Origin of the sequence: Pseudomonas sp. YL2 (assembly GCF_023063025.1) — a bacterium.
GTDB classification, from domain to species: domain Bacteria; phylum Pseudomonadota; class Gammaproteobacteria; order Pseudomonadales; family Pseudomonadaceae; genus Aquipseudomonas; species Aquipseudomonas putida_A.
In genome coordinates this window covers 100,883-117,086 of sequence record NZ_JAJSLU010000016.1, presented here as the reverse complement: position 1 = coordinate 117,086, position 16,204 = coordinate 100,883, and the positions used below count along the sequence as shown (strand labels likewise).

Annotated in this window: 6 protein-coding genes; 3 read left to right on the top strand and 3 right to left on the bottom strand. The window is 60.3% G+C overall.

Going from position 1 to position 16,204, the window contains the following annotated elements; translation table 11 throughout:
• Positions 1-25: 25 nt before the first annotated feature.
• Positions 26-7,042, bottom strand: coding sequence for an NEL-type E3 ubiquitin ligase domain-containing protein (locus tag LVD08_RS21220; protein ID WP_247269180.1), 7,017 nt, complete (start codon positions 7,040-7,042; stop codon positions 26-28).
• Between the two features lie 177 nt (positions 7,043-7,219).
• Between LVD08_RS21220 and LVD08_RS21215 the strand changes: the two genes are divergently transcribed.
• Positions 7,220-7,438: a DUF2970 domain-containing protein gene (locus LVD08_RS21215; protein ID WP_007967863.1), complete on the top strand. Its 219-nt coding sequence runs from the start codon at positions 7,220-7,222 to the stop codon at positions 7,436-7,438.
• A gap of 6 nt (positions 7,439-7,444) precedes the next feature.
• On the opposite strand, the gene LVD08_RS21210 is transcribed toward LVD08_RS21215, so the two are convergent.
• A complete protein-coding gene (locus LVD08_RS21210; RefSeq protein WP_247269179.1) occupies positions 7,445-8,518 on the bottom strand; it encodes an ABC transporter substrate-binding protein in 1,074 nt (357 codons plus the stop codon).
• Between the two features lie 524 nt (positions 8,519-9,042).
• On the opposite strand from LVD08_RS21210, the gene LVD08_RS21205 reads away from it, so the two are divergent.
• The gene (locus tag LVD08_RS21205) at positions 9,043-10,701 is read left to right on the top strand and encodes a nitrite/sulfite reductase (protein ID WP_166495906.1); all 1,659 of its coding nucleotides are present in this window, start codon (positions 9,043-9,045) and stop codon (positions 10,699-10,701) included.
• Positions 10,685-11,179 carry a DUF934 domain-containing protein gene (locus tag LVD08_RS21200; protein ID WP_247269178.1) on the top strand — a complete coding sequence of 165 codons (495 nt, stop codon included), beginning with the start codon at positions 10,685-10,687 and terminating at the stop codon, positions 11,177-11,179. Before LVD08_RS21205 ends, LVD08_RS21200 begins: the two co-directional genes overlap by 17 nt.
• Before the next feature lie 24 nt (positions 11,180-11,203).
• On the opposite strand, the gene LVD08_RS21195 is transcribed toward LVD08_RS21200, so the two are convergent.
• A complete protein-coding gene (locus tag LVD08_RS21195; RefSeq protein WP_247269177.1) occupies positions 11,204-15,970 on the bottom strand; it encodes a dermonecrotic toxin domain-containing protein in 4,767 nt (1,588 codons plus the stop codon).
• Between the last annotated feature and the right edge of the window lie 234 nt (positions 15,971-16,204).

Genomic DNA, 16,204 nt, shown 5'->3' with positions numbered 1-16,204 from the left:
CCGGGGACTGACCGTTCAGCGGGTTTTACCCGCCTGACAATGGCCCGGATGTACCGGGCCGTTGTGCGTTACCGGCAAACAAACCGATCCGTTCAATCTCCTCTCGCGACAATTCGATGAGCCTGGCATTTCGCGCCGCCGCCTGATCGAACAGCCTGCTCAGATAGAGCGGATCGTCAGCACTCAGACCTTCATCTTCGCCCTCCTCCAGCAACTGCGCTTCATCCATTTGCCTGAACGCTTCGGGCTGCTGCTCCTTGAGATAATCCAGCCAGTAATCGCGCTGGATCAAGTCCTCCAGAAATCTGTCGGAACGTTCCGCGTTAACCACCTCGGCCCGCGCATTGACCAACTGCTGCGGGGTGACACCGGAGGCAAATTTCATGTTTTTCGGCTGCCCGGGCAATTCCAGTCCATCGTCCCAGCCCCCGGTCAGACCGATCCGATAACCGAGGCGGACTTCGGCTTCGTCGAAACCACTGCGCGCCGCCGCCGCTTTTGCCAGTTCATCGACCTTGTCCAGCCGAAACAGCTGCCGCGACAGCGACAACAAGGCCTCGCCGCGGATTCCCGGGCGACCGGCCGGCAAATCGAGCAAGGCGTTGTAGGTGAAGACCTTGCTCTCCAGACCACTGAACGTAAGGATGCGCCCGTCCACGCAAGTCCCGTGTGTGGCCGAACCGGCGAAAATCACCTCGCGCAGCTCACTGTTGGCCGCCGCCGCTTCCATGACCATCCACACCCGCCGGGTCAGATCGGCGTTGGCCACGCGAAACTCCTGGGTGTCCTGCAATCGATCAAGCAAATGGAAGAATGCCGCGCTATCCGGTTCGGCAGCGAGTTGATCCCAGAGCCTGTCGCGTGCCAACGCCTGATCCGCCGGCAGATTCGCCAGCCACGGCGCTTTCTGTTGCGCATGGGCCTGTTCGCCCGGGAGGGTTTCGTCGGACTCGATGCTGTCGGTGGTTTCACTGAGCCCGCCGGCAACGTCGTCAGCCATTTCCTCCAGATCGGAACTGGAGAAACCAAGCACTCGCGGGCGGTTACCCGCAGCTTGATAGGTTCTGAGCCTTTCAAGCGACTCCTCCGACAGGTTGTAGTTGTCAGTCAGGTCGGTGCCGTCCATCAGCTCATCGTGCTGACCGTCCAGCGCCTGTTCGGGGATGGCGGTGATGTCGTTGCGACTGAGGTTGAGTGTCCGCAGGTGCTGCGCATCCAGCGTCCCGGCCGGCCATTCGGCCAGGTTGTTGTTGCGCAGATCCAGACTTTGCAAATGCTCGAAGTAACTGACGTCGAACGCATCGAGATGGTTGTAGCCCAGGTCCAGTGCCTGCAGATGCTGCAGACCGGACAGCGCGGCATACAGATGCTCGGTGTCATTGAAGTTGTTGCTGGCAAGCTCGAGTCGCTCAAGCTCCGGCATTTGCCGGACGGCATCAGGCAGCGCGGTGAGCTCATTGCCATTGAGGGTCAGACTGCGCAGGCGGGTGAAAGCCTTGAGAAAGCCGTTGCTGCCCTCGGCCGTCACTCGTGTGCCTGTCAGGTTCAAACTGCCGACATGCCCAAAGTCCTCAGGCAGCGGCGGCAGATCGCCCAATTGCAGGCCGTTGAGATCCAGAACCGCATCGACCCCGGCAACCGATAACCGTGCGCGCCAGCAGGTGAGGATGCGCCACGCCGCCAGGCTGCGTGATTGCGAGGAGATAACCCAGTCGACGCCACGGGTTTCCCGGGTATACAGCCAGCCATTGAGTTGGCGAACGAGGGTTTCAAAGGTCTGACTCCAACCGGTGATCCGCTCGCCGACCTGCACATCGGTCGCACCCTCATTGCGCAGCGCCTCGATCATTTGCGTGGCTTGTTCATCACTAAGGGCCGGCTGCACTCGCTGCAGGTCCTGGCGCATCCGTGTCAGCCCGGTACTGACCGGCGCCTGCGTCAGCGGCAGCAACTGGCGGGCCACTGATACACCGTTCTCTGCCGGCGGAAAGGTCGCCGGCACTGGCTGCCGGGCAAACGCATCCAACGCGCCGGCAGGCAGGCCGAGAGTGTGCTCGAGCCGCCGTTGCGCCAGACGCAGTTCAGCCGACGCTGCTGCGCTCAGCGGCGTACCGGTCAGGTTGGTATTGAGCAGTGCGGTGCTCTCGAGCACGGCAGGCGGCAGCGTGCTGATACGGGTGTCGCGCAGATCCAGCCACGCCAGTTGCGGCAGACCTTCGGCCCCTGTCGGCCACTGTTGCAGGTGCGTTGCCTGCAGATCGAGGGCCTTCAAGCGCTGCAGGCTGCCAACGTTCATCTCGCTCAGCGGATTGCTCCGCAGATTCAACTGTTCGAGCGCAGGCAATTCACTCAATCCGCGCTCCAGGCCTGAAGCGTCGGTCAACTGATTCTCGGCCAGATCCAGGTGCACCAGGCGCGAAAGGCTCTGCGACTCGATCGGCCATTCGTGCAAGGCATTGTCACTCAGATCAAGGGTTCGCACTTCGCTGAACGCACTGAGGAAACCGCGCATCTGCGCGGCCGCAACGCGCTGGCCGTTGAGCAGCAGCGTGCGTACATGCGCAAATGCGTCAGCGGGTAACGCCGGCAGGTCGCTGAGCATCAGCCCCGACAAGTCCAGGGTCGAAGCGCTGAGCGTCGCGCCATAGCGCTTGAACATGCCCTTGCGCCAACTGGTTTTCAGGACATGGGCCAGGTTTGATCGCGCGACAAGTTCGCGCAGCGATTCTGCCGACACCACCACGCGCTGCTGCCACTGATTGAGTTGGCTATCCAGCGCGGCATATTGATCGCTCAAGGCATTGATGGCGGTGAAACGCTGCTGCTCATCCGGCCATTGCTCGAAGAAGCGATTGAACACCCCCTCCGGCGATTGATTCACGCCCTCGCCCAGGCGCCGCAACTCGCCGCGGCAATAATCCCTGACCATCGTCTCACGGTCGATCAGGTGTTCTGGATGGGTCTTGACGTATTCGTACACGCCCGTGAAGTTTTCCCGGGAGAATCTTGACCAGTCCAGCGACAGCCCCGACCAGAGTTTTCCATGCCCCTGCAACAGTGTTGCCGGCACGGTGCTGATTCCGGTGTCCCTGAGGTTCAGACGCTCCAGGGCCGGTAACTCCAGCGCACCCGCAGGCCAGTCGAACAATGAATAGGCGACGATTTCCAGTGTGCGCAGATTACGCATGCCGCTGACGTCGAAAGCCAGCGGCTGATAGCTCGCGGTGCTGACACTCAAAGCTTCCAGCCGGGTCAATTGAGCCAGGCGTGCCGGCATATCGGCGGCATAGGGCATTGCGCTGTAAAGCGTCAGGTCAGTGAATTCCGGCAGGTTCTGCAACACCACCGGCACGTTAGTGAACGCTTCTGCGGTGGCGTTGATGCGCAGCGACTTGAGCCTGGGGAAACTGCCCAACAGTTCATCGACGTTGGCATCGGTGATGCAGCGCCCCCTGACTCGCAGATCGCGCACATGCGAGAAGTCCGCCGTCAGCACCGGCAACGGGTCATCGCAGGTCAAATCGAGGCGTGCGGCACTCGCGCGGCTATCGGCCAGCGGCGAATTGCGCCAGCTCTGCTTGAGGCTGCGCACCACGCTCGATCGGCCGCCGATCATCGACTCCAGCGTCGGCTCCGGGGCCGGCACACCTTCCCATTGCGCCAGCGTCGATTCGAGCTCCTGCCATTCACGCAGGCGCCTTTGCAACAGTTCGTAGATCTGTGCGTCAGTCCGCCCAGCGGCCAATTGTTTGAGGATGAACCCGCCCGCCTGCTGATCCGTTAGCGCCGGATACACATCCTGCACACGCGTCACCAGCAACGGATTGACGCCTTCGCCACGACCGCTGGCGTAATAACCCAGCCCGTGCTGGCGTACCCGCACCGGCGCCTTGAAGCGTTGCTTGTGGCCATGGCGTCTGCTCGCCAGTCGAGCCAGTTCGGCACGGTGTCGGGCCACATACCGGATCAGTGCCCGACGCAGTCCGGCGCTACGCGCAACCTGGGTAAAACCCAGGGCCTGTCGCGACTGGTCGGGCAAGGCATGGAGGATTGAGGCAAAAAAGTTGTCGCCGTGACGCGGAATGCTGTTCAGCTCTTCGCCGCGCTCGTTGTACGCCTGATAGACCGGCCCGCGCTTGACCAGATACTTGGTTTGGCCGGCACTTTCGCTGCCGACGCTGTCAATCAACGGCCCGTCGAGGCTACCTTCGCGCACCTCGAGACGCACCTCGTCCGACCAGCCCGGCAGTCGTTCCAGGGCGCGCAAGGCCAGCCATTGGCTTTCGCTGCCGCCGGAATTTTCCATGTGCAGGCCGGCGACCGCGTGGTTGAAGCGGCGTCGCCGGGCAAATTCACGGGAGATCTCCAGCAGCCGCAACGGCACCCGCTTGCCGCTTTGCAGGCGCGCCAGCTCCTCGGCGTTCGCCTCCAGCAGCACGCGGATTGCCGCCGAACTGCCCAACCCCGGTGTCGCGGCTTGCAGCCTGGCGATTCGCCGGTCGTTCAACGCGGGCTCGTCATAGAGCCTGTCGAACATCGCCGGTTGCCGGGTGCGCAGGTAATCGGCGATCTGTTTGCGCAGTTCCAGCGGCCGGGATGCGACCACACGCGCCGGCTCGGCGCCCAGCAGCCAACGTGTTTGCGGCTCATCCAGCGCGGCCAGAATACGCTCAGGCAATTGGCCGTCGAGCACTTCGGCGCGGGTCACCTGGATCGGTGTATGCGTCTGGCCCTCGATCAAGCCTGATTCTGCGCCGAACAGCCGGCTGGGGCCGGACAGCTGCGCTCCGTCGAAGACTTGCAGAATCAACCCGCTCGGCCAGCGCGGCATTTGCGTGAGCATTGGCAGCGTCAACAGATACGAATCATCCAGGGCGGCCCCTCGTTCGACCTGATCGATCAGCCGCCCAACCTGCTGATCCGCCTCGTACAGGCGCAGCGTATCGGCCAGGGCCAGTGGCGCTGGCTGATGATCGAGGTGCATCTGACGCAGGGCCTCATCACTGACACCACTGACATCGGCGATTTCGAGCAGTTGCGCATCCGAAAACGCCTCAGTCGAGTGACCGATGCGCCGCAGCAGAGTCAGCCGATCCCAGCTCAGCGGTCGCTCGAGATTGTGGCGCCAGGCCCCCAGTCGATTGTGCTCCAGGATCGGTCGATACGCTGCAGGATCACGCGGGTGGCGGATGCGCCAGCTATTCAAGGCCTCGTCGTAGTGCGTCTGGTAGACCTTGCCTTGCTGGCGAATGAAGGTCTTGCCATCGAATCGATACACGCCCTGCGCATCGGGTACGACAGTCGCTGGCAGGACACTATCGCTGACGTAGGCATCAAGGTCAGGCTTCCACAAGCGGACCGAACCGTCAGGCCGTTCGACCGGCTGCAGGTGCTCGATCACGGGCTCGGCGGAGGCCGCCTGGAGTCGGCCTGCGCCCTTGCCGACCGCGCCCATCACGCCAATCAGCGCCAGGTTCTGCGCGACATCGACCAGATGCGCCTTGGCAGCCTGGCGATCACCTTCCGACCATTCGATAGCGCCTTCGAATGATTCATAGAGCAGTTGCCCGGCCATCACGGTCATCATGATTTCGCCCAGTACCGGGACGAACATCGACACCATGTTCAACGCCATCATGCCGAGTTCGAGCAGATGACTGAGCTTTTCAGCCCGCACCCGGGCGTCGACGTCCGCTGTGGGCACGGCATGCGCACGCGCGTCGGCGATAAATTTGGCCTGGTGCTGCTCATAGAGGTACTGCCACAGATCAGTGTTGTCGGCCCAGATCCCGGCCACGCCTTTGCGCGTGGTTGGCAACGGGTCGAGATACGGGTCAGGCTGCGGCTCGCGCTTGCCGGGGGCTTCGGGTGGCAGCTCCTTGATTCGCGCGATGGTCGACAGTGGCGGTATCAGCTGTGCGACCTTGACCCAGATCGAATGCAACGGGTCACTCGGCGAGTCCGCAGCCTTTTGGGTGAACTGACTGAAATAGTAAGGACGGTCGGCATAAGCCACGAACTGACTGAAAAACTGCTGGTAAGCGGTCGCGCCTGGCGCGGAAGCCGTAGGGTCAGTCGCGGTGAACTTGCCTTTGAACACCTCCCGCATCTGCGCCATGGTGTAACGCTTGAGTGGGTGTTGCGGGTCATGGGGAATGTAGACAATGAACTCGTTGGTGTAGCGGTAGCGCTCGCTGATGCTGAACACCACGCAACCGGTCATCCGCCGCTTCATCAGGCTCAGATCACGAAACCACACGGCCTTGCCGCCGAGCTGCGGATGGATCTGGCCGTCCACCACCGACAGAATCATCCGGTAGTCGGCGGGCTCGATGTCCTGTTTCAGCAGCGCCCATTCAGCGGCGGCATGCAACGCGGTTTTCTGGCTGGCAATGAAGTGCCGGCGCAAGGTGTCGGTTTTCTCGAAAAACGCTTTGATCCTTGCCTGATAACGGGCACCGACGTCCAGCGAACGACACAGCGTCAGAAACTGCCCGACCGTTATGCCGATGTCTACTGCCTGAAATTCGCCCGGAGTCGCCGTCTCGACCACGAAACCGGATCTGGCGTGATAGGCACCCGCTTCACATTCCTGAGCCTCGAAGTTGTGCAATGCCGCTTGCAGCAAGGGCAGCTTCAACACTTCGAACGTGGAAACTTCAACTTCCAGCACCCCGAGTTCGAGGGGCCGTCTGAGACACAGCAAGGTCTTGCCGAGATCGACCGTGACGTTGAACTGATCCTTGAGTGCCTTGCCAAGCAGCGCCTGGGCAAATGCATCGATGCTTTCAAGGCCGGCCATGGTCTTGTCGAGCCGGGTCTGGGCGACAAAGGCCGCCGTGACACGGTCTTTCAAGGCTTGTTGCTGATCATTCGAGAAATGGTGATAGCCGTGCGCTGGACGGGTACTGGCTGCTTTCATCGCGGCTCGCCGTGCGGGCGAAGCGGCAATCAGCCAATCGGGGATCAGCTGCTCCAGCAGCTTGCCGTGAAGGCTGGCGCTGACCGGCGCGCGGGGCAATGTCGGGGGATGAGTGGACATCCTGTCTCTCCTGAAAAATGGGAGGACAGGACACCATGTCCGCCACGGTGATCTGCGGTACATAGTTATCGTATCGGCATGAACGTGTTACCGGACAAGTCTGGAACCCGCGTGCGACCACGGCACAACCCGCTGGATTGACTATGCTGTCGGGACAGCCTTTCGGACGGGGGATTTATGGACGATCCAGTCGACAACAAGCCACCGAGCTTCTGGCAGATGCTGCACAGCGTGATGGCTGCGGCATTCGGCGTGCAAAGCGGGAAAAATCGGGCAAGGGACTTCACCCATGGCAAGCCCAGCCATTTCGTGATCCTGGGGATCGGCTTCACCGCCGTGTTCGCTTTGACGCTGTTTGTCATCGTCAAGCTGGTGCTGCATTTCGCCGGGGTCTGACAGGGTTCAGTGCATCAGGATCTGCAGGCTGAACGGGTAGCGATAGGACGCGGGACGCTCCTTGGCCGATAACTTGCGAAAACTCACGCCGTAATCCGGCGCGGCGCCCATGGCCAGCATTTGCTGTGCCTGATGCTTGTCGATCAGTTGCAGCAGCGACAATTGCCGGTCACGTCCGCCATACCGGTCCAGATCGACGCCCTGATCGTAATCATGCAACTCCACCAGCGCCCAGCCACCCAGCGTGAAGTGTCCGCCCACCAGCGCGCTCAAGCGTCCATCGACCACCGCCTGCAACGCCTCGGGCGAGGTGTTGACCGCACTGAACAGCACGTCCTTGCCGGGGACTTTGCCGGCTTCGGCAAACGCATGCATGGCGCCAAAGGCCATTTCATCATTGGCTGCCCACACCAGCGACACCTTCGGATAACGGCTGACCAGTTGCCGCGCCTGTTCGTAGGCACGTTGCCGGGTCCAGCCGCCGTGCACCAGTTGCCGCAGTCGAACCTGCGGATGCTCGGCCAGAGCGCGTTGCATGCCCTGCTCGCGCAATTGCGCTGACGGGGTGATCTTCAGGCCGGAAAACGCCAGGACTTCGATCTGTTCGCCCCGCGCCACCGGCGGATGCAGGCGAATCAGCTCCTTCATCATCAGGTAGCCGCCCTCCTCGTCATTCGGCACCAGGCTGCCGATGCGATCGGCACGCTCGCCGATCATCGCCTGCTGATCGGGGGTGAGCACCGCGTTGACCATGAACAGCTTGACCCCACTGCCCTCCGCCATACGCAGGATCTGCGGCGCCACGTACTGCTCGTTGACGAATACCAGATAGTCGGGACGATTCGGTCCCTGCAGGGCAACTCTGGCCTGGGCCAGGGTGAATTCCGGCTGGCGCTGGGAATAGAGAATCTGCAAATCGACGCCCAGGTCGCGGGCGGCCGCCTGCATGAATTGCGAATAGCTGACCCAGAAGGCTTCCTGAGTTGACCCAGGATTGAGGAACAGCACCGACTCGGCCCGGGCCGCAGAGCCGAAAACCGCACCGAACAGCAGAAGGCTGAGGTGGAAAAACTTCAACATGAATGATCCGGGCCCAAGGAAAAATGGCCGCGCATTATAGCCCCCTAATCAGCGGCTATTGACGCCTGATCCCGTTTTTTGTCCGACAATCGTCGGAAGCGGACCCGGATCGGTCGTTTACTGATGACTGACCCAGAATACCGCCGTCCCTACTACCAGAATAATCAGGAACAGAATGGCCCATGCATCGACACTGCTATCGCTTTTTCTTGCCTTGGTCGGATTGCTCATTGCATCGCCTCTTGTCGGTTTTATCGGTGATTGCAGAAAGACTCGATCACAGTTAAGACGATGATTGTCCCCGCGACAAATGTGGGTTAATCAACAACTATTCTCGTTAGGCGATTTGGTTCTTTACATATACTCAAACATCACTTTTGCGCATAACTGCAAACGGGTATATTGCCCCGGCTCCGTTAGGGAGTGCGCGGCCGTGCGCGCGTAATTGCCGAGGCACCATCGGACTCCAGCAAGCGAAAACGCAGCGTTTTCCGAGTAGCCCAAAGCCTGAGAACAGGACTTATATGTACGTATACGACGAGTACGATCAGCGGATCATCGAGGACCGCGTCAAGCAGTTCCGTGATCAGACCCGACGCTATCTGGCAGGCGAGCTGAGCGAAGAAGAATTCCGCCCCCTGCGCCTGCAAAATGGCCTCTACATCCAGCGTTTTGCGCCGATGTTGCGCGTGGCGGTGCCTTACGGCCAACTGACTTCCCGTCAGGTGCGCATGATGGCCAAGATTGCCCGTGACTACGACAAGGGCTACGCCCACATCAGTACCCGGCAGAACGTGCAGTTCAACTGGCCGGCGGTGGAAGACATCCCGGACATCCTCGCGGAACTGGCCACCGTGCAGATGCACGCGATCCAGACCAGCGGCAACTGCCTGCGCAACGTCACCACCGACCAGTTCGCCGGTGTCGCCGCCGATGAACTGATCGACCCACGCCCATGGTGCGAAATCGTCCGTCAGTGGACTACATTCCACCCGGAATTCGCCTACCTGCCGCGCAAGTTCAAGATCGCCGTCAACGGTTCGACCGCTGACCGTGCGGCCATCGAAGTCCACGACATCGGCCTGGAGCCGGTCCACAACGCCGCCGGCGAGCTGGGCTTCCGTGTGCTGGTCGGCGGTGGCCTGGGCCGTACCCCGGTGGTCGGCGCCTTCATCAACGAATTCCTGCCATGGCAGGACCTGTTGAGCTACCTCGACGCCATCCTGCGGGTGTACAACCGTTATGGCCGTCGCGACAACAAATACAAGGCGCGGATCAAGATCCTCGTCAAGGCGCTGACCCCTGAAGTGTTCGCGCAGAAAGTCGATGCCGAGATGGAACACCTGCGCGGTGGCCAGACCACACTGACCGAAGCCGAACTGCATCGCGTCGCCAAACACTTCGTTGATCCGGACTACAAGGCGCTGGAGAACCAGACTGCCGCCCTGGCCGAACTCGACAAAGAGCATCCGGGTTTCGCCCGCTGGCGTTCGCGCAACACCCTGGCGCACAAGAAGCCGGGTTATGTGGCCGTGACCCTGTCGCTGAAACCGACCGGCGTTGCGCCGGGCGACATCACCGACAAGCAGCTCGACGCCGTCGCCGATCTGGCCGAGCGCTACAGTTTCGGTCAACTGCGCACGTCCCACGAGCAGAACATCATTCTGGCCGACGTCGAGCAGAGCCAGTTGTTTACCCTGTGGGGCGAACTGCGTGAAAGCGGTTTCGCCACGCCAAACATTGGCCTGCTGACCGACATCATCTGCTGCCCGGGCGGTGATTTCTGCTCGCTGGCCAACGCCAAGTCGATCCCGATCGCCGAATCGATCCAGCGCCGTTTCGACGACCTGGACTACCTGTTCGACATCGGTGAGCTGGACCTGAACATCTCCGGTTGCATGAACGCCTGTGGTCACCACCACGTCGGCCACATCGGCATCCTCGGGGTGGACAAGAAAGGTGAAGAGTTCTACCAGGTGTCCCTCGGTGGCAGCGCCAGCCGTGACGCCAGCCTGGGCAAGATCCTCGGCCCGTCCTTCGCCCAGGACGACATGCCGGACGTGATCTCGAAGCTGATCGACGTGTACGTTGAACAACGTACCGAAGACGAGCGCTTCATCGACACCTACCAGCGTATTGGCATCGACCTCTTCAAGGAACGCGTCTATGCAGCGAATCATTAAGAACAACGAGGTGGTCGACGAAACCTGGCACTTGCTGCCCAAGGACGCGACCCTCGACGGCATCTCCAACTGCGACGACCTGATCGTGCCGCTGGCCCTGTGGCGCGATCATGCTCACGCGCTCAAGGCCCGCGACGGCGGGCTGGGTGTGTGGCTGGACGCCGATGAAGAAGCCGAGGAAATCGGTGACGACATCGCGCAGTTCCAGGTCATCGCGCTGAACTTCCCGGCCTTCACCGATGGCCGCAACTACTCCAACGCCCGCCTGCTGCGCGACCGCTATGGTTTCAAAGGTGAACTGCGGGCGATTGGCGATGTGCTGCGCGATCAGCTGTTCTACATGCACCGTTGCGGTTTCGATGCGTTCGCCCTGCGCGCCGACAAGGACCCGTACGAGGCACTGGAAAGCCTGAAAGACTTCTCGGTGACCTACCAGGCCGCCACTGACGAACCGCTGCCGCTGTTCCGTCGCCGCTGACTCGAATACGCCTTGAGCACCTGCTCAAGGCGTACTTCCCTCCTCTTCTGTATCCGAACTGGCCAGCTCATTGGCCGGATGGCGCGCGAGTGCCTGATCGGTGAGCTGGCGAATCAGCGCCTGACGTTCATTTCTGAAATTGTCGTGAATCGCGTTCATCTGCACCGCTGCCTGGTCGCGCGTCAGCTCCGCCTGCTCCTCCAGGCGCTCCAATGCCTGCGAGGTTCGAACATAGACAAGGGCGAAAGCGTCGGGGTAGGCCGATTCGAGAAACTCGACCCAGAATCGCTGGCCGATACACCAGTCGGGAAACGCCGAAGAGCCTTCGATACGCATCACGGCCTGATTGGCCTGATCCAGTTCTACCTGCGAGACCTCGACATTCAACGGGCTGCTCATCGCCCTTGGCTGCCCAGGCAAATTCAGACGCTCCGCCAGCCCCACCCGATAGGCCAGACTGAATTCGAGCGCATGCTCGTAGACACTCGGTTGGGCGCGGGCGTTGATCTCTGCCAAGGTGCGCTCTTCCAGCGTTTGCAGGCGAAACAAGCCTCTGAGCAAATGCGTCAATTGCCGCTCCAGCGGCGCGCCATCGATCCCGGCCGCGACCGTGGCTCGGTAACACAGAACCTGGACTTCCATCTCACTGAACACCGCGGAATAACCATCGACACTGGTGGCGACGCGCGCCGTGCGGAACAATTCGCTGCGCAACCGCGTGTCTTCAGCGGCCGCCTCGACCACATTCCACACACGCTGGCTGAAATACGGGTACAACCGGGTGTAATCGGCCGTGTGGATCAACTGTGAAAGCACATTGAAGAAATCCCGCGAGCCGGGCGCTGCCCTTACCGCCTCCCAGGTAACGCTACGCGGTATCGCTTCGACGGCAGGCCTGCCGGTCAGCCAGCGCGCACTCTGACCTTCATACGACACGCTGGGTAGCGGCTGGTGTTGATAGACCCGGGCCATTACACCGAAACTGACGCTGTTTGCCCGTTGATACGCCGCAATCTGTCGCAAGGCGTCAGGCGACAAGGGGTTACCCATCAGGCGAACGGCGCGGCTGACCATCAGCGGAGCACTGAGAACCGCCTCCGGTACCGTGCTTATCTGGTTATCACGCAGATCGATCAGTTGCGGTCGTTTCAAACCGGTGGTTCCCTCGGGCCAATGATCGATTGCGCAACCGCGCAAGCGCAGTATTTCCAGATCCGGCAGCGAGCTGACATCCGGGGCATGCGCAAGGTCTGCATTGAAGTCCAGACTCAGCACCCGCAGCTTTTTCAATCGCGCCAGTGACGGCACCGATGCAGAAGATAGACGAATACGGTTCTCGCTCAGATCCAGATGCGTCAGCCAGGGCATGCGCGCCAATGCCATCGGTAACTGGGTCAATTGGTTCCCCCTCAGGGAAAGGCTGCGCAAATTTCTGAAATGACGCAAAAATGCCGTCAGCCCCAGCGGCGTAGCGCCGTCCATGACCAGATGCGTGACGTGGCTGAAATCCCCGACCAGCACTGGCAACTCTCCCAACGGCTCCGGGGCGAAGATCAAGGTGTCGGGTGGCGCGTCGCCCGAGGCCCCCGGTTCTCTGCGCCAGCAGCGAATGATCGCGCGCATGGCACGGGCCTTCGCCGACTGTGGAACATCAAGCAATGCGCCATCGATCCCGTTGTACTGCGTTTGCCGCGTCACCCAACGATTCAAGACTTCGCGAATACCGAGAAACTCCAGCCGCAGCAATTCCAGCTTCATCAGCACCAGAATCTCATTGCGGCCCAAAACGTTGAGTAGCGCATGGATCTGCGCAGGGGAATGGGCCGGGTAGAGTTCCTGAATACGGCGCACCATCACTGAAACGCTCACACCTGAGTTCGCCCAAGGCCCTGTCGGGGGCCGGTCAGCCAGGGCCATCGGCGAATAGTCGCCGGGACGTTCGCCCATGGTTCTGGCAAACGTTGTTCGCCGTTTCATGGCAAGTTCGGTGATTTTCTCCCGTAGCCCGTTCGCCCCGGCCTCGATCGACAGGCCCAACAGAACCTTGCGTTGCGCCGACAACCCATGCCAGAGGGCCTGAAAATAATGCTCGCGGGTGCGCCCGGAAAATGACTTCAGCGCAGCATCATTACCCTGCTGAACGCTGATGCGATCCGCCAACACATTGATGACCACCCGCTCACTGGATGAGCTTGACGCCGTCGTCGCAACACTGTCATGGCTGCCCGACCACTCCTGTATCTCGATCGCTGAAACCCCTGACCAGCCCGGCAAATGCTCAAGGGCATCGAGCACCAGACGATTGGTACTGTGGCCACCGCCACTATCCAGGTACAGGCCTTCATAGGCTCGACACACAGCAATTGCCTGTTGATAGCGGCGTACCTCCTGCGCCAGCCGCAATGGTACGCGGGCAGCATCCAGCTCCTGCGCTTCGCCATCCAGTGCACTGCCCGCCAACTCTTCGGCAACACTGGCAGGCAGATCGGCAAAGGTCTTCACCAGAAACGCCACCCGACCATTGCTCGGCGCTTCGTGGCGTCGATAGATTCGCTGGAACAACGGCTGCCGGCGACCTTGTGCCTGCTGGCCGATCATTTGCACCAGCTTGCGCGTCTGAACCGCCGAATCCTGGCTCGTCAGGCCGAGCAAGGTATTGCGCCGCTGGCTGCCGAGTGCAGGCAGCAGAGAACGGTACAGTTTCCCCCGCTGCACATCCTGCTGAGTTATCTTCAGGATCGTGGTGGCGTGGGTTGCGCCATAACGATTGATTGGCGTGCCCACTGCATCGACGACACTGATGGCGCAGTCTGCCGGCCAACTGGCCGATGTCGTCAGCAGGTGCAATTGCAGGTCAGCATCCGCCATGGGGGCCGACAACGGGATCTGCAGTTGCTCGATAAACTCCGTCACCGCTGCATCGGCGCGAAATCTCCACACCGTGTCGAGCAGCAAGGCCGGCGGATGACCGCGATCTACATGGATCTGACGCAACACGCTGTCTTCGATACCGCAGACAGCCAGAGCCTGCAGCGCACTGGCATCCGACAGCTCCTCGCGGGGATGGCCGAAGCGGCGCAGCAGCTTCAATCGATCCCAGTCCTGAACCAGCTCGCTGTCATGACGCCAGGCACCCCGATCGTTGGTTTCGAGCAGCGGTGCATAGCGGCTCGCCGATTCCGGCGGCGCCTGCACTTCCCACAGCCTGGTCTGAGGTTCGGGGCGCACTGCATAGTGCAGATCATCGAGCGTCAGGTACGCCTGGCCATCGACCCAACGCAAGCCGCGACCATCGCGACGCACTCCGGCAGGCAAGGCCCGACGCTGTTGATACACGTGCAGGTCAGGCTTCCAGAGGCGAGACTGCCCCGAAGCCAGTTTGACCATGCGCAAGCGCTCGATAAAAGCCGATGACCTGACGACTTTGAACGCTGTGCCCACCGCCCTGGTACTCGCAGCGAAAGCCGCCATCAGAATCAGGTTTTCGACGACATCGAAAAAGTAATCCGTTGCCTGTTCCTGCTCGCCTCTGGACCAACTGGCAATCCCTTCATAGACCTGTGAGAGCAACTGCACCGCAGTGACCGCCAATAACGCCTCTCCTACTACAGGTATGAACGATACGGCGACCAACAGCAGGTCGACCCCGATTGCCTTATAGGTGTCCAGTCGGGCCAGCCGGGTTTTCTCGTCTTCATCGTCCGTTGGCACCACTACGAGCCGAGCGTCAGCCGTGGTCTGTTCGGCGTGCTGGCGATACATCAGGGTGAACGGGTCGCCCGCAATATCGATGCCGGACAACGTCACGTAGAACGAGGCACGAGGCAGGATTGAATGACTGTGCGGATACAAACGCCCATCGAGTTCGGTCACCCACGCTGCGCGCTCACTGATCTTGATGAAGCGCATGAAGAATTGGCGAAACGCTGCGCCTTTCAACCGCTGGCTCAACTGTTTCTCGAAATCGCTGAAGGATGAATACTCCTTGAGCGGGTGCAACGGATCACCTGGCAGGTAAACAACGCAACGGTAGTCGTTGTCGGCGTGCTCACTCACCGGGCCGATAAACAGCACACCGTTAAGTGTGACACCCAGCATCCGCAAGGCCTGATAACCCAAGGTGTTGTTGCCCAGTTTGATCGTGTCCCGGTTATCCTTGACTGCCTGCAACATCTCATGCACTTCGACACTGATGTGTTTCTTCAGCAATGCGACGTGCCGATCCACCTCGAAGCGACACCGCAAGTTCGCAGTAAACTTGCTGCGCAACGGATTGGCCTCGGCATCCACATTGAAGACCGCACGAAGATGAGTCTGATATTGCTGGCCCAAGTCCAGGGTTCGACACAACAGCGCAAATTCATGGGGCTGGATCGATAATATATGCGCTTCTCGACCGGTTACTTTCTCGGGAATATAGATCAAGGAGGTATCGTTATAATTTGTGGCCTGAGTCTCGCTGAGTTCGAAGTTTTCGCAGGCGGCCGTGAGCAGATCCCGATCAACTGGCAACACCAGTTTCCTGCGCAAGCCCAAAAGACTGGAGGTGGAGCGCACGTGCTGAAAAATCACCCCAACGATATCCAGCGAGTGGCCGAGCTTTTGCGACATGGCGCTGGCCAGTAACGGTGCGCAAAATTCTTCTGGAGACTTGAGGTCCTTCAGAAACGGGGCCATTTCACTCTGGGCGCGATGGCTGGCCATCATGCTTTGATAAAGTTTCTGACGCAGTTCATCCGATGCCGACAGCAGCCAGCCGGGAGCATTGTTCTTGATTAACTCAAAGAACATGCCTTTTTGTTCGGGTGTTAATACAGGCGCGACAGCCTGTACAGGTAAGGAAGACATACTGAATATCTCGAAAACTGAAAGTAGCAACAGCTTATCGAGCAGGCTTTTTTATAAAAGCGCGAATTGCCGATGAAAAACTTCAAGTTCGAATCAACTATTCAAACTCAAACTATACATATATACCGCCACCATAAAAAAAACCCTTCCACCGTTACGGTGAAAGGGGTTTTTCTT